General features: G+C 39.2%; 19 protein-coding genes and 1 pseudogene. 10 read left to right on the forward strand and 10 right to left on the reverse strand.

Features of this window, described 5'->3' with window-relative positions:
• Positions 1-2 precede the first annotated feature (2 nt).
• On the reverse strand, positions 3-2,423 hold the full coding sequence (locus tag SJPD1_RS11215) for a heavy metal translocating P-type ATPase (protein WP_096047243.1): 2,421 nt from the start codon (positions 2,421-2,423) through the stop codon (positions 3-5).
• A 215-nt stretch (positions 2,424-2,638) separates the two neighbouring features.
• On the opposite strand from SJPD1_RS11215, the gene SJPD1_RS11220 reads away from it, so the two are divergent.
• The gene (locus SJPD1_RS11220; protein ID WP_226372192.1) at positions 2,639-4,063 is read left to right on the forward strand and encodes an EAL domain-containing protein; all 1,425 of its coding nucleotides are present in this window, start codon (positions 2,639-2,641) and stop codon (positions 4,061-4,063) included.
• Here the strand turns inward: SJPD1_RS11220 and SJPD1_RS11225 are convergent.
• A complete protein-coding gene (locus SJPD1_RS11225; protein ID WP_096047244.1) occupies positions 4,060-4,944 on the reverse strand; it encodes a DMT family transporter in 885 nt (294 codons plus the stop codon). The genes SJPD1_RS11220 and SJPD1_RS11225 overlap by 4 nt on opposite strands.
• A 103-nt stretch (positions 4,945-5,047) precedes the next feature.
• Here SJPD1_RS11225 and SJPD1_RS11230 point away from each other — a divergent pair, with 103 nt between their 5' ends.
• From SJPD1_RS11230 to tpx, 3 genes are all read left to right on the forward strand, one after another.
• Positions 5,048-6,283, forward strand: a complete 1,236-nt coding sequence (locus SJPD1_RS11230; RefSeq protein ID WP_096047245.1) for an HD-GYP domain-containing protein — start codon at positions 5,048-5,050, stop codon at positions 6,281-6,283.
• Positions 6,284-6,358: 75 nt separating this feature from the next.
• Positions 6,359-8,824, forward strand: coding sequence for a diguanylate cyclase (locus SJPD1_RS11235; protein ID WP_096047246.1), 2,466 nt, complete (start codon positions 6,359-6,361; stop codon positions 8,822-8,824).
• A gap of 127 nt (positions 8,825-8,951) precedes the next feature.
• Positions 8,952-9,494, forward strand: coding sequence for a thiol peroxidase (tpx, locus tag SJPD1_RS11240; protein ID WP_096047247.1), 543 nt, complete (start codon positions 8,952-8,954; stop codon positions 9,492-9,494).
• A 3-nt stretch (positions 9,495-9,497) separates the two neighbouring features.
• On the opposite strand, the gene SJPD1_RS11245 is transcribed toward tpx, so the two are convergent.
• Genes SJPD1_RS11245 through SJPD1_RS11255 form a run of 3 tightly spaced genes read right to left on the reverse strand, consistent with a single transcriptional unit; the run spans position 9,498 to position 11,028 of the window.
• On the reverse strand, positions 9,498-9,746 hold the full coding sequence (locus SJPD1_RS11245) for a hypothetical protein (RefSeq protein ID WP_096047248.1): 249 nt from the start codon (positions 9,744-9,746) through the stop codon (positions 9,498-9,500).
• Positions 9,743-10,456 (reverse strand): peptidoglycan editing factor PgeF, encoded by a 714-nt coding sequence (gene pgeF / locus SJPD1_RS11250; RefSeq protein ID WP_226372193.1) that lies wholly within the window; start codon positions 10,454-10,456, stop codon positions 9,743-9,745. Before pgeF ends, SJPD1_RS11245 begins: the two co-directional genes overlap by 4 nt.
• Positions 10,420-11,028 (reverse strand): riboflavin synthase, encoded by a 609-nt coding sequence (locus tag SJPD1_RS11255; protein WP_096047250.1) that lies wholly within the window; start codon positions 11,026-11,028, stop codon positions 10,420-10,422. The genes pgeF and SJPD1_RS11255 overlap by 37 nt, the downstream gene beginning before the upstream one ends.
• A 272-nt stretch (positions 11,029-11,300) precedes the next feature.
• Here SJPD1_RS11255 and SJPD1_RS11260 point away from each other — a divergent pair, with 272 nt between their 5' ends.
• Positions 11,301-13,256, forward strand: coding sequence for a methyl-accepting chemotaxis protein (locus tag SJPD1_RS11260; RefSeq protein ID WP_096047251.1), 1,956 nt, complete (start codon positions 11,301-11,303; stop codon positions 13,254-13,256).
• 15 nt (positions 13,257-13,271) lie between these two features.
• Here SJPD1_RS11260 and SJPD1_RS11265 read toward each other — a convergent pair whose 3' ends face one another.
• The 3 genes from SJPD1_RS11265 to SJPD1_RS11275 are packed head-to-tail and all read right to left on the reverse strand — an operon-like array spanning position 13,272 to position 15,606.
• Positions 13,272-14,201, reverse strand: coding sequence for a 5-oxoprolinase subunit C family protein (locus SJPD1_RS11265; RefSeq protein WP_096047252.1), 930 nt, complete (start codon positions 14,199-14,201; stop codon positions 13,272-13,274).
• Positions 14,198-14,881 (reverse strand): 5-oxoprolinase subunit PxpB, encoded by a 684-nt coding sequence (gene pxpB, locus SJPD1_RS11270; RefSeq protein WP_096047253.1) that lies wholly within the window; start codon positions 14,879-14,881, stop codon positions 14,198-14,200. Before pxpB ends, SJPD1_RS11265 begins: the two co-directional genes overlap by 4 nt.
• The gene (locus tag SJPD1_RS11275; protein WP_087439235.1) at positions 14,878-15,606 is read right to left on the reverse strand and encodes a 5-oxoprolinase subunit PxpA; all 729 of its coding nucleotides are present in this window, start codon (positions 15,604-15,606) and stop codon (positions 14,878-14,880) included. The genes pxpB and SJPD1_RS11275 overlap by 4 nt, the downstream gene beginning before the upstream one ends.
• A gap of 219 nt (positions 15,607-15,825) precedes the next feature.
• Here SJPD1_RS11275 and mnmG point away from each other — a divergent pair, with 219 nt between their 5' ends.
• The 5 genes from mnmG to SJPD1_RS11300 all read left to right on the forward strand — a co-directional run bounded on the left by mnmG (position 15,826) and on the right by SJPD1_RS11300 (position 20,934).
• Positions 15,826-17,697, forward strand: coding sequence for a tRNA uridine-5-carboxymethylaminomethyl(34) synthesis enzyme MnmG (gene mnmG / locus SJPD1_RS11280; protein WP_088437456.1), 1,872 nt, complete (start codon positions 15,826-15,828; stop codon positions 17,695-17,697).
• A 103-nt stretch (positions 17,698-17,800) separates the two neighbouring features.
• Positions 17,801-18,307, forward strand: a complete 507-nt coding sequence (gene petA, locus SJPD1_RS11285) for a ubiquinol-cytochrome c reductase iron-sulfur subunit (protein WP_087439237.1) — start codon at positions 17,801-17,803, stop codon at positions 18,305-18,307.
• Between the two features lie 11 nt (positions 18,308-18,318).
• Positions 18,319-19,584 carry a cytochrome b gene (locus tag SJPD1_RS11290; RefSeq protein ID WP_096047254.1) on the forward strand — a complete coding sequence of 422 codons (1,266 nt, stop codon included), beginning with the start codon at positions 18,319-18,321 and terminating at the stop codon, positions 19,582-19,584.
• Positions 19,581-20,450, forward strand: coding sequence for a c-type cytochrome (locus SJPD1_RS11295; RefSeq protein ID WP_096047255.1), 870 nt, complete (start codon positions 19,581-19,583; stop codon positions 20,448-20,450). The genes SJPD1_RS11290 and SJPD1_RS11295 overlap by 4 nt, the downstream gene beginning before the upstream one ends.
• A 70-nt stretch (positions 20,451-20,520) precedes the next feature.
• Positions 20,521-20,934, forward strand: a complete 414-nt coding sequence (locus tag SJPD1_RS11300; RefSeq protein WP_096047256.1) for a hypothetical protein — start codon at positions 20,521-20,523, stop codon at positions 20,932-20,934.
• Between the two features lie 53 nt (positions 20,935-20,987).
• Here SJPD1_RS11300 and accA read toward each other — a convergent pair.
• Positions 20,988-21,925 (reverse strand): annotated as a pseudogene (gene accA, locus SJPD1_RS11305) (acetyl-CoA carboxylase carboxyl transferase subunit alpha).
• A 9-nt stretch (positions 21,926-21,934) separates the two neighbouring features.
• Positions 21,935-23,146 carry a beta-ketoacyl-ACP synthase II gene (locus tag SJPD1_RS11310; RefSeq protein ID WP_096047257.1) on the reverse strand — a complete coding sequence of 404 codons (1,212 nt, stop codon included), beginning with the start codon at positions 23,144-23,146 and terminating at the stop codon, positions 21,935-21,937.
• Positions 23,147-23,202: the final 56 nt, after the last annotated feature.

Here is a 23,202-nt window from a genome sequence, read left to right on the forward strand (position 1 = left end):
CTCTACGACCTTTTTAAAACATTTTTAATGCGCATCGAATTACCGACAACAACCAACGAACTAAGCGACATGGAAAGCGCTGCAAACAAAGGTATCACATGCCCACTCATGGCTAAAGGAATCGTAACAATATTGTACAGCAACGAAAAGAATAAATTCTCCTTAACCACACGCAAACTCGCTCTTGCGATCACAAATGCCTCATATAAACTTTGCATACTATCGTTAGTCAAAACAATATCACTGATATCCACCGCAACATCAGCCCCATTCCCCATCGCAATCGCAATTTCGCTTTGAGAAAGCGCTAGGGCATCATTAATACCATCACCTGCCATCACTACTTTTTGACCTTTTTGACGAAGTACCTCAATATACGCAGCTTTTTCATGAGGAAAGAGCCCTGCTTTGTACGTCTCAATGCCCACTTCTTCGGCAATTTCTTGGGTTACTTTAGCATGATCACCACTGAGCATGACGATCTCTAAACCCAGAGATTTCAGTGCCTTTATACTCTCTTTTGCGCCCTCTTTGAGCGCATCTTTAAGCCCAAATACCGCCATAAGTTTGCCATCAATCGCAAAGAAATAATGACTGAGTGATTCAAATCCTTGAGGCAAAAACACTTCGATGCCCGCTTCCTCCATCATTTTTGCATTGCCACCCAGAAGCTCATAGCCTTCCGCAACGGCTCTGACTCCTTTTGCTTCTACTGTTTTTATCTGCTCCAAACTCTTTACATGTAAAGTAGTTTCATCTTCGTTTAAAAAACGTGCAACCCCTTGGCTAATAGGATGATTGGATGAATTGACAAGTGCATATAACAAAGATCGATCAAACGTGTACGCATACTCATACATGACAACTTCAGGTTTACCTTTCGTAATGGTTCCTGTCTTATCCAAAACAAGCGTATTGCATTTTGCCATGCTCTCTAAAAACCCTGCCTCTTTAAACAAAATCCCCTTTTTCGCAGCAAGACCAATCCCCACAATCGTTGCTACAGGTGTGGCAAGGCTAAGCGCACAGGGGCAGGCAATCACAATCACAGAAATCGCAATAATCAAACCCTTTTCAAAAGAACCACTTTGGTAGAACCAAAACAGTAGTGTTGAGAAAGCTAAGAGCAAAATAGTTCGTGAAAAATACCCCGAAATTTGATTGGCAAGCTTTTCGATTTTAGGCTTTTTATTCATTGCATCTTCAAGCAAACAGACCAACTTGGAAAACATGGAGGAGGAAAAAGTATGGGTCGCTTGGTAGTGAATAACGCTGTCTAAGCAGATAGAACCACTCAGAATTTTATCGCCTTTTTGGGCTAAAACAGGAATGGATTCGCCATTAAGACGGGAAAGATCAAAAGAACCTTCCCCTTCAGTAATGACACCATCGATTGCCACTTTGTCGCCTGCTCGCACTTCGATGATTTCACCCAGTTCGACCGACTCAACACTGGTTAAAATCTTTTCATCGCCTTTGACCAAAATGACTTCTGTGGGCATAGAACTTCCAAAGGCATCAAGTGTGTCTACCGCTTTTTTCTTCGTTAAAACTTCCAAATATTTACCCGCAAAGACAAAGGTAACAATCATGGTTACTGAGTCAAAATAGACCTCAGCATTGTGTGAAAACATCGCGTAGAGAGAAAAAACATACGTGAGTGTTGCCCCCGTAGCAACGAGAAAATCCATCGTAATATAACGATGTTTGATGCCATAATACGCCCCTTTAAAATAAACCGACCCGGTGTAAAACAGCGTTGGAGTGGCGAGAACAAACTCGGCGAAATTAAGAATATTTTTGATATTGCTCTGCATGCCCGTGAAATAGCCTGCATATTGCGCAATCGCAATCCACATCACATTCATTGTCGCAAAGATACCTACTAAAAGTTTGGAGTAATACTCTCTGCGTTGTGCCGTCGCTCGCTCTTCTCCACTTTTGGGATCGTAAGGATAAGCGTTATACCCAATGCTACGAATGGTTTCAATAATTGCAGAAAGTTTAATCAATGATTCATCCCAAACAATTTTGGCTTTATGATTGGAATAACTAATCGAAACTTCAACGATTCCCTCTTGTCTAGAGAGCACTTTTTCATTAAGCCATACACACGCACTACAGTGAATTCCTTCTATAATAAGTGCTATTTCGCTAAATCCTTCTTTACTTTTTTTCACATATTTGGAAACAAATCCATCCAAATCAAAACGATTGACATCGTCTAACGTCACTTTCGGAGGGGTAAGTGTCGTCTCTCCCATTTTAGTATAAAAAGTATCCAGCCCTTCATCGCTTAAAAGGTGAAAAACACCTTGACACCCTTTACAACAAAAAAATTTAGGGGGGTTAAAACTTGTATCAGGTAGTAACATTGAGGTTTCGTATTCTAAGTGACAATGATCGCAACGTTGTTTGCTCATATTAATCTTTCATCTAAAGTTACATCTTAGAAAACATTATAGCGTGACTTTTTTGTGATGAACCTGATACTCATCTAAGCATAATAGCTTTTTTGAAATCTCCTCTCATTTTAAGACCCTAGACAAAAAAATCACTTAATTTTTTTTTAAAACCTTTGTGCTAAAGTGCTACCCCTACATGTAAATGTAAGCATCTATGGGCTCAAAGGAATACGTTGGAGAGTAGTAAAAAATTCTATCTTAAAATGGTATTCTTTCTTTTGCTTACGCTATGCCTTACTTATAGTGCCATTTGGTATCAGTTGCCAGAGATCGCTTGTCTCCTCTTCACGCTATCTGCTATTTTCAACCTTATAATTGTTACAAAAATATACAAAAGTAATACAAAACTAAAAAATGAGCTACGCAAAAATTTTTATATCGATCTTAACACCAAATTGCCAAATCGCCTTAAATTGCTGAAAGACACAAAAGAACTTGATCCCGATATTGAGTCGACTCTGATTATTATCAATATTGACTCCTTTCAAAATACCAATAACTTTTATGGACATAATTTTGGTGATAAATTTCTTAAAGTCATTGGTGAATGGCTTCGCCAAAATCTTCCTCCTATTGATGCGACATTGTATAAGTTTGAAGCCGATATTTACGCCATTTTAATCCGTGTTCCTTTCAGCGACTACAATCTCAAAAAATACCTCAAAAAAATCTCGATGAAAATCACCAAAGATCGCATTATTTGCGATGATGTCGAGGTCGATACAACCCTTTCCATTGGAGCACATCAAGGTAAAAAGAGTCTTTTGAAACTCGCATCCATTGCTTGTAAAGAAGCTAAAAATAAACGTTTGCCGTATATTATCTATGATAAAAGTAGTCATAAAGAAGCCGAGTACCATCACAATATGATGATGAGTCATACCCTCAAAGAAGCGCTTGCAAAAGATTATGTCATTCCTTTTTTCCAACCTATTTTAAATCTCCATACCAATGAGATCGAAAAGTTTGAAACCTTAATGCGCATCAAAAAAGAAGATGGAAATTATTACCTTCCAGCAGAATTTTTAGATGTCGCCAAACACTCTAAAATCTACTCTAAACTCTCTATGTCACTCATTCAAAAAGCATTTGAAACCTTTCAAATCTCGTCAAGTAGCTTTTCGATCAACCTCTCGTACCTTGATATGACGAACATTGTTACCACAACCTTTATCCTCGAAAAGCTTGAAGAGTTCAACGTGGGGCCATGGGTTATTTTTGAGATTTTAGAGAGCGATGGTATTGAAAATTATGAAGCCATCGCCAAATTTATTGACCAAGTCAAATCCTATGGTGCCAAAATCGCCATTGATGATTTTGGCTCAGGCTACTCTAACTTTGAACGGCTGACCGAACTTAGAGTTGATTTCATTAAGGTTGATGGAAGTTTGATTAAAAATATTCATCAAAATGAAGAGACGAAAATCATCGTTAAAACGATTGTCAACTTTGCCAAAGAGCTTAATATCAAAACCATTGCAGAATATGTCCACTCAGAAGAAGTTCTTGCGTGCGTTAAAGAGGTCGGGATTGATTATGCGCAAGGCTTTTACATTGGTAAACCAAACCCAAAACTTCCACCTACGGCTTCACATTAACACTTTTTTTTGACAAATAAACAGAGATAAATTCCTCCAAAAATCAAAAGGATACCACCTAAATGGTACCATTCTAAACGCTCACCTAAAAAAAGATACGCTAAGAAGCTTCCAAACAGTGGCATCAAATGGGTAAATTGTCCTGTTTTTCCAGCACCAATGTGAGCGATGCCATAATGCCACAAATAGTAGCAGAGAATAGATGTAAACAAAACGACATAAGCAATCACCCACGTGTAGTGTGTTAGGATCATCACTTCACGCTCCCACGTGTATCCTTGTGCAAGATAAAAAGGCAATAGCATGACTAAACCTAAGCTCACCGTCGTAATAAAAAACTCAAAATTACTCAAGCTCGAAGGCCTAAATTTAACCAAAACACTGTAACTTGCCCAACATAAAGATGAGGCAATCACCCAAAAATCACCTGAATTGAAACTCAAGGTAAGAATACTTTGGACATCACCTTTAAGCACTAAAAAAATGACGCCTAGGGTTGAGAGAAGAATACCAGAAACCTGTAGTTTAGAAATACGTGTTTTTAAAATTACAAAAGAGAGTAAAACAATAATGATTGGAATTGAGGAGTTAATCAACAACGCATTCGTCGCGGTTGTCTTTTGAAGTCCAATATACAAGAGTGTATTAAATGCTGCAATACCAAGGGCTGAAAGCACGACTAAAATACCAAAATGCTCTCTTAATGCTCTCCAAATTTTCTTTACATGTAAAAGTAAAAAAGGCAAAGTGACCACAAAAACACCTAACCATCTAAAGAATGCTAATTCCCAAGGTTCAATGGCTCCAGCAACAAATCGTCCGAGAACAAAATTGGCAGACCAAAAGAGCACACATAACACTAAGAGAACATAAACTTGCATTGATATCCTTTATTGCAAAGCGTGATTATAACAAATATAACGCCGTTACAACAGTAGCGCTCTATAATTTAAACCGTAAAAGGGATTGTAAGGAGACTTCAGTATGTACCATCAGCTTAATCTACGAGAAGTGACATATGTTCTCACGGAAGCACTTGATTATGTTGGCATCAATGATATACATCATGGTAAACGCGTTGCCTACATAGCCCATGAAATAGGCAAAAATCTAGGATTGAGACAATCCAAATTAGACAAAATTATGCTCATGGCAATGCTACATGATTGCGGGGTCTCATTAACCGATGTGCACAACTCTATTGTGAATAATCTTGATTGGGAAGATTCTCAAATTCACAGTGAACGAGGGGCTAAACTACTTCAAAGCGTTCCAATTTACAGTGAATTTTCAGACATCATTGCTTTGCATCATACACATTGGGAACACTTTTTACCTCAAATTGATAGCGATATAAAACTTTATGCAAATCTTATCTATTTAAGTGATCGTATCGATGCTCTTCGTTCACAATTTGGAGCCCATTTATCTCAAGAAAAAGAGTATATTCGCTCCATTATCCGTACATATACTCCAGAATTATTTGCACCAAAACTATGTGAAGCCTTTATAGAGCTTTCTCATACGGATTTCTTTTGGCATTATTTAGAATCAGATCCACTACACTACTACTTCAAAGAATGGGTTGAAAAAGGAAAAATAGAAACGGTACATTTTAGTCTATTAAAAAGTATCGCCAGTATGTTTGCCAACATTGTTGACGCCAAAGATCATTCAAACCAACATCACACCTTGATGGTTGCTTCTTTAGCACGCACGATTGCTGGGTTATGTCATTTATCAATTGGGGAGCAAGATGAAATTGAACTTGCCGCTTTATTTCAAAATTTAGGGAAACTCAGAATTCCTGATGCCATTCTTAAAAAGAGCACCTCTTTAAGCGATGACGAGCAGATTAAAATCAGGCGACAAGGATTTGATACACAGGTTATTTTGCGCCAAATTAAGGGATTTGATTATATTACCAAAATTATTTCATCCTATTATAAAGAGATGATGTCAACACTGCAAGGAAAAACATATCAAACAAAACAAAACACTTTAATTCCTTTAGAAACATCTATTTTAATGATTGCGAATACGTTTCTGACACAACTGCATAACGCAACCAAAGAGTCTATAACACCCGCAGAAATAGAGACTCTTTTAGACACACTAATCACTCAATCCCACCAACTTGAAATACCTATGAAAGAAGAGATAGCCTTATATCTTAAGTGCTATTGTGAAAAAGGAATCGCGCCTATTGTTTACATGTAAAATCATTTTCCCGTCACCTTCTTTTAGTGGGATTATGATAAAATTAACTTTGGTCATACTCAAGAGGAGTTGTCAATGCGGGCACTTATCTTTTGTTTATTTTTCTACATAACACTCTTTGCAAATCATCATCGTGAACCTATTTCATTACAACTTACATGGTTGCACCAATTCCAATCCGCAGGATTTTACGTTGCACAAGAAAAAGGTTTTTATGACGACCTTGATCTCAATGTAACCATTAAAGAGTATCAAAAAGGGCTCAATGTTGTCGATGCAGTTCTTGCGAAAAAGAGCACGTATGGCATCGGAAGATCTTCTCTCATTATTGACCGCAGCAATCATAAACCCGTTGTTGCACTTATGGCTCTTTTTCAATATGACCCTTCTATTCTTATTACCACCAATCCCACGATTCAAACACCACAAGACCTTTTCAATCGCACTATTATGATGAGTCTTGATAAATTAAATTCTGCATCCATGATTTCAATGCTTTTAAGTCATGGTGTCAAAGTGGAAGACATCTTTGTACAAGAGCCCTCTTTCAATATTGAAGATCTCATTCAACACAAAATTGATGCTATGGCATGTTATATCTCAAATGAGCCTTTTACCCTTTCTAAACAAAATATTCCCTATACCATTTTAAATCCGAAAGAATATGGTTTTAACTTTTATGGTGACATTCTTTTCACGTCAGAAGATGAACTTACCTTGTATAAAGAGCGTGCAAAACGCTTTTATACAGCAACTAAACAAGGATGGGAATGGGCATTTGAGCATATTCCTGAAACAGCACAGCTCATTTATGAAAAATACAATACTCAAAACAAAAGCTTAGAAGCGCTGATTTATGAAGGAGAGACGCTCAAAAAGCTTGCTTTTGATGATGACAAACCTTATGGGACACTAGAACCTGAGAAAGTTGAAGCTATTCGTAATGTTTATAAAATAAGCGGCATGCTGCAAAACATCCATTCGCTAGAAGGTTTTATTGACCCTCTCCATTTTGCCAAAGATATCGTAAAAATAGGTGTTTTAGCAAGCAGGGAAGACCAAGAAATCATGCCAAAGACATGGAGTAATAGCGAACAATACCTCAGTGATCTTTTTACTTCCCATCAATTTGTCATCATACCCCTTTCATTTGAAGAGATGGAAAAAAAAATTCAACACGGTGATTTAGACTTTATTATTACCAATCCAATGTTTTCCATTCAACTTTCACAAGCCTATGGAATCAGTCAAATTGCAACAATAAGCCCTCGCTACAAAAATCACTTCTACAGTGAATATGGCAGTGTCATTTTCACCAAAGCTGATGCTACTATTGAACGATTCAATGATCTCCATGAGAAAAAAATAGGTGCCGTTTCACCACGCTCATTTGGTGGTTATCTCTTAGGGATGAAAGAGATCGGTATGCCCTCATTAGAAAAAAATATTCTCTTTTTTGGTACACATGCTAACGTAGTCAAAGCTGTTCTTGAAGGTCGTGTTGACGCCGGTATTATTCGAACCGATGTATTGGAAAACATGCAAGAAGACAATCTTATCTCGTTGAGCGATATTAAAATTCTCCATGCAAAGAAGTATCCTGATTTTCCTTTTCTTGTTAGTACCGAGCTTTATCCAGAATGGGTACTTGCCAAAACATCTCATGCTTCAGAATACCTTACGAATGAAGTGCTGAGCACCCTTTTGAAATTTTCCTCAAAACCAAAAAACAAACAAGAATTTCGATTGACGACTCCTCTAGATAACTCAAAAGTCCATGCATTGATGCAAGAGTTCAATATCTATCCCTACCAGAAAGAGCCCTATACCTTCATAGATGCTCTTTTAAAATACAAATACTTTTTTTTAGGGCTTTTTATTCCCTTTATCATGGCGATCTTCTTTATAATGCATATCCAACGACTCAATAAAAAATTACGCGAACATGCCATAGAGATTGGAAATTTTAATGCGACTTTAGAGCATGAAGTAGAAGAGAGAACCCATCAGCTCACCTTGCTCAATTCCAAACTGAAAGAACTTGCCAATACCGATGAACTGACCAAAATAGACAATCGAAGACATTTCTTTCTCCTTGCCACACAATATTTTTATGCATCTAAGCGTAACGACCTAGAACTTCATATTTTTTCCTTAGACATAGACCTATTCAAGCAGGTTAATGACACTTACGGTCATGCAATAGGGGATGAAGTGCTCAAATCTTTCTGCCATACAATTAAAGAGATCATCAGGCAAAGTGATCTTTTTGGTCGTATTGGTGGAGAAGAATTTTGCATCTGCATTCAAAATACAACGCTTGAAGGGGCAACAACTCTTGCCGAAAAAATTAGAGAGCACATTCAAAATACCGTAGTGGTCATTGACACTCAAGAGCTTCCGAAAATTACCGTAAGCATTGGTATCAGTAGCTTACAAAAGGAGGATAACGAAATTTTTGACATCATTAAACGCTCCGATGAAGCGCTTTATCGGGCAAAACGCAATGGTCGGAATCAAGTACAAATCATCTTAAAATAGATTTTGATCGACATCTTAGGTTTCTGTTTATAATAAGAGTTGAACTTCTTGAGTTTAACTTCTTTAATTAAGAGTTTATTTATCCGAGTTGGCTATAATTTTCATATATTTTCAAAAAAGGACACACATGTCATCAACCAAACTCAAAGGCAATCCAGTCGCTCTTGCAGGTAAAGAAATTAACGTCGGAGACAAAGCACCCATCGTTAAAGTCGTCGCAAAAGATTTAAGTGAACTTACTATTGGTGGACCAAGTGATAAAGCACAAGTCATTGTCATCGTACCTTCTTTAGACACGGCTGTCTGTGCACAAGAGACACGTACCTTTAACACAAAAGCTGCTGCTATCAAAGATGCAACGGTGGTTGTTGTTTCTATGGATCTTCCTTTCGCAATGGGACGTTTTTGTACCACAGAAGGTATTGAAAACCTTCAAGTAGGCAGTGACTTTAGAGAAAAAGCAACAGCAAACGCTTACGGTGTTTTAATTGCAGATGGTCCACTTAAAGGATTAAGTGCAAGAGCTATTTTTGTTGTCGATAAAAGTGGTAAAGTTGTTTATAAAGAGATTTGCCCAGAAATAACAGAAGAGCCTAACTATGAAGCAGCACTCTGTGCGCTTAAAGAGACAGCAGCTCCAGCACATCACTGTGGCTGTGGTGCGAAATAACGCTTAACTCATTCCTGCTCCTTCTTGTGTCTGTTCAAGCCACAAGAGGAGTTCCTCCATTTTTAAAATCATCTTTACGTCAACACTCTTTTCAGGAAAATCCAAGATCGTCTCCATCAAAGCTCTATTTTGTAAAAATGCAATGTCATACAATGCTGCTTTTTCGATAATTTTTTCCAAAGCAGTATTATGTTCAAGCGTTGTCGCACTCTTTTGTACAGCTTGATACTGCGATAATCCTTGTCGTATCATAGGGCGATGACTCCTACAAAACGTCCTGTTGTTTTATCTCTTCGGTACGAAAAATAGTTATGATCTGTACAACTGCACTCTTTTGAAATTTCAATATGCTCAGCTTTAATACCAAGTTCCAAGAAAGCATCGTGGTTATAACATTGCAAATCTAAAAAATACTTCTTATCTTGGATGTGCACAAATTTTTCAAACCCTGCAATCACTTCTTCGCCCACTTCATAGCAACACGCATGAATCGAAGGCCCCATAAAGATGCGCAGTTCGTGCATATGGGTGCCAAATGCCTCTTGCATAGCTAATGCACACTTTTGTCCTATGTTCAACCAACTACCCACACGTCCTGCATGAGCTACCCCAATGGCTTGATGCACCGCGTCGTAAAACAAAATCGGAATGCAATCGGCAACCATAACGCACAGGGCAATATCAGGGTGTTCGGTAATCATCGCATCACAAGTTGGCATTTCTTCATCACCATGCTCAATCAAGACCACTTTATTGCCATGGATTTGATTCATAAAAACAAGTTTGGAAACACCCATATCTTCTTGTAAAAGCTCTCTATTTTTTTTTACATGTAAAGGATTATCCCCCACATGTAAAGCGAGATTGAGACTATCAAAAGGCGGTTGGCTGACACCTCCAAACCTCGTCGTAAAACGATACTGCATCAATAGATCGCCATAATGCGATCGACTCCATTCCAATCAAGCGCATCTTTTTTTTGAAACATATGGTAAAGGTATCGTGCAAACATATCGGTTTCAACGTTAACTCTACGCCCAATTTTATAACTTCCAATCAATGTTTTTTCGAGAGTATGGGGAATAATCGTTAGCCGAAAACTCTTTTTACTGACATCATTGACCGTCAAACTCACACCATCAATGGTAATACTTCCTTTAGGAATCACAAACGTGATCTGCTTTTCCGGAATACTCACTTCGATATCGAGCCCATTTTCTCTTTGGTTTAAATGTTCTATCACACCCACACAATCCACATGTCCTTGAACCATATGCCCATCAAGACGATCGCCTAAAGCAAGTGCTGGCTCAATATGTACTTTCCCTTTCAGGTTTTCAACGGCAAGTAAAGACCTACTTTCCAAAGAGAGTTCCACACTAAAACCACCTTCAAAAAGCTGGATAACGGTTAAACATGCACCATTAACGGCAATGCTGTCACCCATATGAGGCTTATAGGTCGCACGAAGCGTTAAAATGTTACTAGAATAGCTTTTGACTTCTGCAAATTCGCGAATGAGACCTGTAAACATACTTAACCTTTTTGTATTTCTATGATTTTATTATAACGCTTTTAGTATTGAACTTGCCTAAGGAAAAAGATTCATATCCAATCAAAACCATGGACATTTTATCGCCAATGCGATTTTAGATCTAGCAGAGATAAATTCTCCCCCTTTTTTCCCCTTCTTTTCTTGATAGTATGTATTGCAATAACCAACTTGTGCATAATAAGAAGCTATTTAACCTTAAAAATGCGGCGGTTTTAGTATAATGATCTAAAATGACATATGGAGATTTGACGATGGGCAACTGGACAATTTCGCAGAAAATCTACATTCCTCTCTTTGGAGGGCTAGTGATTGGCTTTATTCTTATTCTTTTTTCCTCGTATTTGAGCATTAAAGATATTGAAGGCAATGTCTATACGAAAGAAAAAACAAACTTAGATGTTTACATCGCCAACCAATTAGATACCAAAAAAGAGGTATGCCTTACAAATGCTATCGTACTTGGAAGTAATGACAATGTACTCAATGCCCTAGAAACGGGTGATCGTAAATCTGCCCTTAAAGGACTCAATGATATTGTCAAATCTTTTACAAGCAATGCCGGCAGTAAAAATCCTCAAATTCATATTCATACTAAAGATATTAAAAGCTTTTTAAGACAATGGAGCCCCAATAAATTTGGCGATGACCTCTCTTCCTTTAGACCAAGCATCAAAAAAGTCAAAGAGACTAAGACACCTATGTATGCTATTGAAATGGGTGTTGCGGGTATGTCAGCGCGAGGACTTGCTCCTGTATTAAATGAAGGAGGCGAGTATATCGGTTCTGTGGAATTTATCCTTGGATTTGATGATATCGTTCAAATGGCAAAACGCGACCTTGATGCCAGTATTATTTTCTTGACTGATAAAAAACATCTTGATCTAAGCGCCAATGCCAAAAATGCTCTTTTAGCAAAAGACACTGCCTTATCACAACCAAAAGAGATTACCGATATGGCTCTTTTTAACGAAATTAAAGATTTAAATTTAGAAGCACAAGGGCACTCTTTTTCAACACCTAACTTTTTTATCGTTCGACAAGAGATCAAAAGTTTTGAAGGTAACCGAATTGGTGAAGTTCTCATCGCTAAAAAAATAGATGCCGTTAAATCAGCCGTACACGAAGCGCAATACGTTTTAGTGAAACTTATTATCACCATGTCTGTGATTACTATGCTAATCATGGCAATGCTTGTGATCACCCTAAAAAAAGCTGTTATTGACCCTGTGAAAGAGCTCAAAGAGCGAGCAGACAATCTTGCCAGCGGCGATGGTGACTTAACTAAAAAAATGGATGTCCTCAGTGGCGATGAGATAGGGCTTGCATCCAAAGCATTCAATCTTTTCATTGACAAAGTACGAAATACCGTTAGCATGGCAAAATCAGCCAGCACTGAAAATGCTTCTGTCGCCAATGAACTCAGTTCAACGGCTCTTGAAGTAGGCAAACGCGCAGAGGAAACATCTTCCATTGTCAATGAGACTAACACGATGTCTATCAACATTAAAGAAGAACTTTCACTCTCACTTCAGAAAGCTCAAAAGTCTAAAGAAGAGATTGCTGAAGCACATTCTAAACTTGTAAATGCAAAAAATCAAATCGTTAAGATGGCAAACCAAGTGCAGTCCAATGCAGCAACTGAAATTGAACTTTCACGTCAAATTTTGCAGTTGAGTAATGATGCCGATCAAGTCAAAGGGGTTCTGACTGTTATCTCTGATATTGCCGATCAAACCAATCTTTTAGCACTCAATGCTGCCATTGAAGCAGCGAGGGCAGGCGAACATGGACGTGGATTTGCTGTCGTTGCGGATGAAGTTAGAAACTTGGCTGAGCGCACTCAAAAAAGCCTTACTGAGATTAATGCCACCATCAATGTCATCGTCCAATCCATTAATGATGCAAGCGACCATATGGGAAGCAATTCAAAAAATATGGAAACACTCGCTGTCATCGCCGCTGAGGCAGAAAAAAATATTCATGAAACAGCAGTTATTATGGATAATGCGACACTTTCAAGTGAAAATACGGTGAATGATTATATTGAAACCGGTAAAAAAGTCGATGCCATTGTCACTAAAATTGAAGTGATCAATACGATTACGATCAGCAATACCCGTAGCATGGAAGAAGTCAGTAGTGCAACGGATCACCTTAGTGATCTCACCGAAAAACTCAACCAAGTATTGGGTAACTTTAGAACCTAAAATAAAGGAGTGTTTTTACACTCCCTTTTGTCCAAAAAAGCGATAAAAAGCAAGCGTAGTTGCTCTAGCCTCCGCTAAACTCACCTCTTTAAATCTCACACGTCCACCTGTCTTAAGCTGTGTCAGTTTAAAACAATCCACAGCAATAACAGAGCCAATTTTAGGATAACCCCCAATCGTTTGGCGCTCTTTTAAAAGCACAATAGGTTCACCATGACTTGGAATTTGCACTGCCCCATAGCAAATAGGTTCTGAAAGAATGCCTGTAGCACTAGGCAACACTTTTTCACCACTCAAACGATACCCCATGCGATCGCCCTCGCCTTTAAAGGTATAGACACTGTTAAAAAATGTCTTTTGAGACAAAGTATCAAACATTGTTTCTTGATAACCTTTGACTAAACGAAGGGTTATTTCATCAGAGTAATGCGGTATAAACTGCTTCTCCAATTTTCGGCGATCCATCGGGCAACGAGCTCCCGAAGTCGGAAGTTGATCGCCTGTTTTAAGCTTTCTTCCTTCAATACCTCCGAGCCCCTCTTTAATACTGGTTGAAAAACTACCATAAAGGTGAGGCGTTTGAAAACCACCTGCTACGGCAAGGTACGCAAACTGCCCTTCACTGGCAAATCCAAAGGAGAGAGTATCTCCTTTTTTCAACTGATGCACTTGCCATAAACCAATCGTATGACCATTTAATTTGGGATGCATGGTCGCACCGCAAATGGCAATACACATCTCGCTTTGCGCTTTAAGGGCGATTCCACCTAAAGCTATCTCAATGGATGGCGTATTAAAATCATTACCCACCAAAAAGTTTGCATAACCAAATGCCATTTCATCCATAGCACCGCTTTGCGTCAGACCAATATCACTAAAACCTCTGCGCCCCGCATCTTGAATACAGCTTTGAACACCACCATTTTCAACTAAAAAGCCCTTCATAGCTCGCCTCCTAGTTTCAAAAATTCCTCTTTGGAAATAGACACAAAGCGTACCTGATCGCCTACATGTAATAGTGAAAGTCCATCGTATGAGGCATCAAACATGGCTGTAGGGGTTCGTCCTAATACTTTCCAACCTCCAGGACTTTGGGCTGGATAGACGGCTGTTTGCCGATCGGCAATGGAAACGCTCCCCTTGGGAACTGCTTTTCGAGGGCTGGCTAAACGCGAGGTGGCTAAACGCTCATCAATCTCGCCTAAATAGGCAAATCCAGGGGCAAAACCAATGGCATAAACACTGTACAACCCTTTTACATGTAAAGCGATAATCTCTTCAACTGTAAGATTTTTTTCCTTGGCTAAAAGTTCTAAATCAAGCCCTACTTCAACCCCATAATACGTTGGAATGGTGATAATTTTAGGCTCATTCATCGTAATTTCTTCGGCATGGTGAATAATTTTTTCAATCTTTTCACATACCCCATCAAAATCAAATTGCATTACATCGTAACTGACCATCAAGGATGCGTAAGAGGGGATAATCTCAAAAAAACCTTCGCACTTTTCTGCTTTTAAAGCCAAATAACTTTTTTGCACCTCTTGCGAAATAGCAGGGTCTATGGTACTTCCAAAATAGACAATAACAGAGGATTCTGAGGCAATTTTATAAATCCTACTCACATGCTTTTCCTAAGAGTTTCTACCATAGCAACGGCTTCTTCATTGTCACCATGCACACACAAAGTGTCGGCTCTTAAAGCAATCTTTTTACCCGAAATGGTTTCAAGAATACCCTCTTTTTGAAGTAGTTTTAAACGCTCAATGACTGCTTTGACATCATGAAGTACCGCACCTTTTTGCGTGCGTGGAACGAGAAGTCCACTCTCATCATACGCCCTATCGGCAAACACTTCATAAATCAGCTCCAATCCAAGCTCTTTGGCAATGGCTTCTTGTTTGGACGTATCGACCATGGAGAGAATCATCAATTTTAATTTTGGATTCACGCGTGCTACGGCCGTTGCTACTGCTCTAAAAATACGCTCATCTTTCATCATATCGTTGTAAAGTCCACCATGCGGTTTGACATACGAAAGTGTCGCACCATTGGCTATTACAAAGCCTTGAAGTGCGCCAATCTGATAAATCACCATTGACTCAACCTCTTCAAGAGAGCAGACCATACTGCGTCTACCAAAACCCACCAAATCAGGATATGCAGGATGAGCACCAATGCTAACACCATGTTTGAGGGCCAATTTAATCGATCTATCCATAATCACAGGATCACCCGCATGAAAACCACACGCAAAATTTGCCATATCAACATAAGGCATTATGGCTTCATCAAGCCCCATTTTCCAAGAGCCAAAGCTCTCGCCTGCATCACAATTTAATTTGATCATTCTGTTCTCCTACATGAGAAAAATAATTTTTGAAATATGGTATCACAGTTCGATTAAAATAAGGAGGTCAATAAATAATCAAATGATAAAAAACATCTTTACATGTAAAGCTTATTTCACCCTAGAAGTCACTGATTTAGTTTTATTTTCTCAATTTAATATACAGTCAATTCGTAGTATAATGATATAAATTATGTATATATTGAAGGTATTAGTCTTATGAAATATGATGTTATTGTAATCGGTGGTGGACACGCAGGTATTGAAGCCTCTTTAGCGTCCGCAAGACTAGGGCACAAGACCCTTTTAATTTCTATTCTTGCCGAGCAAATTGGTGCTGCTAGCTGTAATCCTGCCATTGGTGGACTTGCCAAAGGGCACTTGGTCAAAGAACTTGACGCACTTGGCGGTCAAATGGCGCTTGCTACAGATGCTGCTGGAATCCAGTTTAGAACGCTTAATCTTTCAAAAGGGCCCGCTGTTAGAGGTAGCCGCGCACAAATTGATATGGATAGATACCGCATCTATATGCGTACAACCATTTTAAACACTGAAAATTTGAGTGTTGCGCAAGAAGTTGCTGAAGAAATTGTCACAGAAGATGGCAAAGTAACCGGTGTTATTACAGCAATGGGCAACCACTACCATGCACAAAAAATTATTATTACCACAGGAACATTTTTAAAAGGTCTTATCCACATTGGTGAGTACAAACACCAATCAGGTCGTGTGGGGGAATTCCCTTCCATAAAACTCTCAGACTCAATCAAATCACTGGGTATTGTCATGGGACGTCTTAAAACAGGCACCTGTGCCAGAATTGATGCGAAAACAATCGACTTTTCTAAAATGGAGTTACAACCAGGCGATGAGAACCCTTTGCCATTCAGCTTTAGAACCGATCGCGCAACTTTTAAACCTTTTCAACTTCCATGCTATATCGCTTATACCAATGAAGAAACACATACCATTATTGAGAGTAACTTTCATCGCGCCCCTCTGTTTACAGGACAAATTGAAGGAGTAGGCCCACGCTATTGCCCCAGCATTGAAGACAAAATCAACCGCTTCCGCGATAGAGATCGCCATCATCTTTTTATCGAACCTCAAACACGCGAAGCGACCGAATACTACATCAACGGTTTTAGTACCTCTCTTCCAACCGACACACAGCTCGATATGATTCATTCGGTTGAGGGAATGGAAAATGCAAAGATTGTTCGCTTTGGTTATGCGATTGAGTACGATTATGTTCAGCCAACAGAGCTCAAACATACACTCGAAACCAAAAAAATCTCTGGACTGTACTGTGCAGGACAAATCAATGGGACAACAGGTTATGAAGAAGCCGCGGCACAAGGCTTGATGGCGGGTATCAATGCTTCACTGGCGCTCAGTGATGAAGAACCCTTAATCTTAAGACGTGATGAAGCCTATATTGGTGTTTTAATTGACGATTTAGTCACAAAAGGGACGAAAGAGCCTTACCGCATGTTTACCAGTCGTGCTGAATATCGTCTGTTGCTTCGTGAAGACAATGCGGATTTAAGACTCACACCGTATGGTTATAAAATTGGTTTGATTGATGAACAGACCCATGAGCGTGTAGTGAAAAAGCAGTTGCAATTAAATGAAGGGCTTGCGTACCTTGAAGAGATGACCCTCACGCCTTCTCATGAAAACAATGCTTTCTTAGCCAGCATTGGCGAAGATAACATCACCGATAAAGTGTCATTACAAAAAATCGTTGCACGTTCTGAATTCAGTGTTGAGAAACTTGAAAAATTAGCACCGATGGTGTGCGCTTTTAGTGAAGAAGCAAAAGAGCAGATTCTCGTTGAAGCAAAGTATAAAAACTATATTGAAAAGCAGAAAGATCAAATCGATACGATGAAAGAGATGACCAATGTCAAAATCCCACCAATGATGGATTTTAGCTCTATCTCTGGTCTGAGTAACGAAGTAGTGGAAAAATTACAGCGATTTAATCCTCCCACACTTTTTGCAGCCAGTGAGATTAGTGGAATTACTCCAGCGGCACTGGATATATTACATGTTTATATTAAAATATCTAATAAAAAAAATAATTGACGCAATATTGACGTAAATCTGTAATAATTGACATATGCCATAGATTCTTAATATAAGATGCGATAAAATTGTCACAAATTAAACTACACGAAAGGAACAAAGAATGGCTGTTGAGCAAAGCAGAAGAGACTTTATAGGCATGGCATTCGGCGGTTTTGCAGCGGCAGGTGGCGTTATAGCCCTTGGCGCTATGAAAAAGACTTGGGATCCACTCCCAAGCGTACAATCTGCTGGATTCATCACCGTTGATCTCTCTCCAATGAAAGAGGGAGAAGTCCAAACGATCCAATGGAGGGGTAAGCCGATCTTCATTTTGAAGAAAAGTGCGGATATGCCCAAAAATGAGAAACGGGACATCGTTGCAAGTGGTAGTACGTATGCAGTGATGATAGGACTTTGTACCCACTTAGGCTGTATTCCTACATGGATGCCAGCATCCAAACAATTTAAGTGTGCCTGTCATGGTGGTGAGTTTGATTCAAGCGGTGTCAACACTTTTGGACCACCTCCAAGACCAATGGACATTCCTCCTTTTAAAATAGATGGAGCGAAGCTTGTTCTTGGTGAAGAAGGACCAGAGTATAAAAAACTGGTAGCTAAGAAAGCGTAAAGGAGACAAACGTGGCAGAAATTAGAAAAGCGACAGGCTTTATCGATTGGCTCGATCAGCGATTAGCAGTCAATAAGTTTATCAAAGTGATGATGACAGAGTATTGGATTCCTAAAAACATCAACTTCCTTTGGGCAATGGGTGTAGTGTTGATGGTTCTTTTTATGGTTCTTATTGTTTCGGGAATCTTCCTTTTAATGTACTATAAACCCGACATTAAACTCGCATTTGATAGTGTTAACTATACGATTATGCAAGAAGTAGAGTACGGCTGGTTATGGCGTCATATGCACGGTGTTGCAGCGTCTGCTATTTTCCTTGTCATTTACATTCACATGTTTACGGGTATCTATTACGGTTCGTATAAAAAAGGCCGTGAGGTTATTTGGCTTACGGGTATGGCACTTTTTGGTATGTTCTCAGCTGAAGCGTTCAGTGGATACATGCTTCCATGGGGACAGATGAGCTACTGGGCAGCCCAAGTTATTACCAACCTTTTTGGCGGTATTCCTGTCATTGGTGATGCTTTGGTTATTTGGATCAGAGGGGACTTCTTAGTTGCCGATGCAACCTTAACACGTTTCTTCATGCTCCATGTCCTTTTACTCCCATTGGTTATTCTTTTACTTATTGCCGTTCACTTCTACTCTTTAAGAATGCCTCACGTCAATAACCAAGATTCTGAAGAGTTCGATTTTGATGCTGAATCTCAAAAATACCTTGATGGTAAAAAAGTTGAATCTAAAGTGGTACCTTTCTGGCCAGTGTTCCTCTCCAAAGATTTCTTTGTTGTAGGCGTTGCTCTTACCATTTTCTTCTATTTGGTCTGTTTCCATTTTGACTTTGCCATGGATCCTATTAACTTTGAGCCAGCTAACAATATGAAAACACCTCCTCATATCTACCCTGAGTGGTACTTCTTGTGGAGTTATGAAGTGCTTCGTGGTTTCTTCTTTGATATTGCAGGCGTTCCTGCCATGAAAATTGGTCTAGCAGCGTTTGGTTTTGCGAATGTAATCTTTATGCTTCTTCCATTCCTTGATAGGAATCCTATGCATACTGCACCAGCGCATAAACGACCTCTTTTCTTTGTTTGGTTTTGGTTATTACTTATTGATATGATTGTTTTAACCGTTTATGGCAAACTTCCACCAACAGGAAACAATGCATGGGTTGGCTTTGGTGCAACCATTGTCTTTCTTGCCTTGTTTATTCTTCTTCCAATTATCACAAAAATGGAAGCGAACTGTAAATGTAATAATGGAGGTTGCAAATGAGAGAGTTAAAAATATTAGCCGTTGTAATCTTCTTTACAGCCGTTGTGTATTGGGGCGTAGAACCTTTTGCTCATTCCCAAATGCATCCTCATGTTGCTCCTGCAGATTTTGCGTTTAAAGATCTCGGTGCCTCTGATAAAAAAGGTGATGCCACCAAAGGTGCTGAAACCTTTTTAAGTGCGGGATGTACGGGGTGTCATGGTATTTCTTCTCAAGGAATGCCAGCTCCCATGGATAACGCAAGTGCTTCTGCAACGTTTGGTGTCGTTCCTCCAGATCTTAGCACAGCAGGTGCTCTATACGATAAAAACTTCCTTGTGGCACTGATTAAAAACCCAACGAAGGCACTTAACGTTGAACATAAGTTTAATGAGACACGTCCTCATCCAATGATCCAATTCTTTGGTTTGGGTGGAGACTTAGATCAAGAAGTCGCTGATATTGTTGCGTATCTTCAAAGCATAGCGCCTGTCGCTCCAATGGATGATAAAAAAGTCTTCACAGATGCATGCCAAAGATGCCATGATATGAAGTATGACAAAATCATGAGTACTACGGATAAAGATGCGTTAAAAGCGTATATGGGAACCATTCCTCCTGATCTTTCGATGATGATTCGCTCTAAAGGTGCTGAGTATCTTACAACATTCATTAACAACCCACAAAAACAACTAGCAGGTACGTCTATGCCTCGTGTTGGGTTGAGTGAAAAAGCTCAAAACCAAGTGATCACGTATATGGAAAAAGTGGGTGATAGTAAAAAAGCCGAAAGAGACGATCTTGGGTATAAACTCATTGGTTATATGGCGCTCTTTACCTTACTCGCTTATCTTTGGAAAGTCAAAATATGGAGAGAGGTTCACTAGAACTTTTTATTACATGTAACGCCACCTTCCCGGGTATCTATGAAGGTGGTGTTTTAAAAGGAGGACATTAATGAAACGATTTCAAATTACAATGATATTAGCTTCCCTATCCCTTGTCTATTCTCTCAATGCAGCCGAAGAAATTGAAAAAATGAATGCAGTCGTTATGCTTAATATGGAAAATGGCCTTGCAAATATTCAAAAAGGTTTTTTGTACAATAATATGAAACTCGTTCAAGATGGAATTGACCAAGTTGAGAAAGAAAATAGTACCTATGATAATCGCAATGCCATCAAAGCTTTTTTGCCAGAAGGGAAAAAACAGATGGAAAATCTAGCATTTATTAGTTCAAAACGAATCGAGAATGCAGCGAAAGAGATGAAGTATTATTTGTCCGTCCAACAGCCTAGAAAAGCATTTAGTGCTTTTTCAGATATTGTAAATGCTTGTACAGATTGTCATACACTTGTTCGTGGTTGGTAGTTTTAACGTGCAGAAATAAAAAGTCACTTCTTTAAACGCTAAGAGATTTTCTCTTAGCGCTCTTCATACGCTCCAATAGAAATAATACGTTCATAACGCTTTGCCATACGCTCTTCATTACTGAGTTTATCAAGTTCTTCCAATGATTTCAGGAAATAATCTTCAAGTGCTTTTGCTGCACTCTCTTTGTCACGGTGCGCTCCAATCAAAGGTTCATCAATAATAGCATCAATAAGGTTTAATTGCTGTAAATCTTCAGCAGTAATTTTCATTGCTTTGGTAGCACTTTCTTGTTTCGCTGGATCGTTCCATAAAATAGCAGCACACCCTTCAGGTGAAATAACAGAAAAAACAGAATAGCGCATCATGGCTACTCGATCACTCACACCAATAGCAAGAGCCCCCCGCTACCACCTTCACCAATCACAACAGAGACACTTTTGGTATTGAGCTTACTTAACTCAAAAAGGTTTTTAGCAATCGCCTCACTTTGACCTCTCTCTTCAGCAGCAATTCCAGGATAAGCACCTGGAGTGTCAATCAAAAAGAGGATAGGAAGATTGAATTTTTCTGCCATTTTAGCAATTCTGAGTGCTTTACGATACCCTTCAGGATGAGGCATACCAAAATTACGTTTGATTTTATTTTTCGTTCCACGTCCCTTTTGTTCACCCACAACAATGACTTTACGAGTACCTATATAGCCTATATAAGAGACGATGGCAGCATCATCTGCAAAATTGCGATCACCATGAATTTCATAGCTATCATGCAAAATAGAGCGAATATAATCTAACGCATAAGGACGATCAGGATGACGAGCAAGTTGAAGCTTTTGATATTCACTTAAAGATTTATAGGTTTTAGAAATCTCTTTTGAAAGTGTCTTTTCTAAAATCTCAACAGCATGGCTATCACCTTTGATTTTGGCATTGGAAATATCCTCATCAATTTGCTTGATACCATTCTCAAAATCCAAATAAGTCGCCACTAGAATTCCTTATACACGCTTGAAAATGACAGAGCCATTCGTTCCGCCAAAACCAAATGAGTTACTCATCGTATATTCCGCTCTACATTTACGTGCAACATTGGGGATATAATCCAAATCACAATCAGGATCTGGGTTTTCATAATTAATCGTTGGAGGTAAAATTTCATCACGCATAGCCATTAAACAGACAACCGCTTCAATGGCACCCGCAGCACCTAAGCAGTGCCCAATTTGACCCTTGATAGAGCTAATTTGTGGGATGACAGTTGTACCAAAAAGTTCTTTGATCGCTGCTGTTTCATTTTTATCATTGGCTGGTGTACTGGTTCCGTGAGCATTGATATAATCAATCTTGGGACGACCCGCCATCTCATAGGCTGCTTTCATCGCACGAAGTGGACCGTCTAAACTTGGAGAGGTAATATGGCTTGCATCACCACTCTCACCAAATCCAACGACTTCACCGTAAATGTGTGCACCACGTGCTATTGCATCTTCGTAAAATTCAAGGACAAGTGAACCTGCCCCTTCACCCATAATAAATCCATCTCGTTCTTTATCAAAGGGGCGAGAAGCATGTTTAGGGTCATCATTACGCGTAGAGAGTGCTTTCATGGCAGCAAAACCACCAATACCTGAAGCACAAATAGCTGCTTCTGCACCAACAACGAGCATCTTTTTAGCGCCACCCGTCATCATCGTTTTGGTTGCATCACTAATTGCGTGTGTACCCGCAGCGCATGCTGTTACAGAAGAAAGATTGGGGCCTTTGAGTCCATATTCAATTGAAACCATGCCACCAAGCATATTAATGAGAGCAGAGGGGATGAAGAAAGGAGAAATTTTACGAGGGCCTACTGTATTAACAATCACGGAGTTTTTCTCAATGACTACTAAACCGCCGATACCTGAAGCGGAGCTAACACCAAAACTCTCTGACTCATAGTCCTCAAATTTTGCATCATTCATCGCTTCTTTAGCAGCCGCAAGTCCCAGTTGAATAAAACGATCTGCTTTTTTGACCTCTTTAGGGTTCATAATGGTATTTGGATCAAAATTAGTAATTTCGCCAGCAATGGTAACAGAATGTTCGGTTGTGTCAAACGAACTAATGCTTTTAATGCCACATTGACCTTCAACGATAGCTTTAAAAGAACTCTCTTTATCCAAACCTAATGAATTAATCATTCCTATACCAGTAACAACGACTCTTTTCAAATTTTTATCCTCTTTAGTGATCTTTTGTGGGGAAGGAAGAACCCGCACAAGCGGGT

Source organism: Sulfurospirillum diekertiae, assembly GCF_002309535.1.
Classification (GTDB): domain Bacteria; phylum Campylobacterota; class Campylobacteria; order Campylobacterales; family Sulfurospirillaceae; genus Sulfurospirillum; species Sulfurospirillum diekertiae.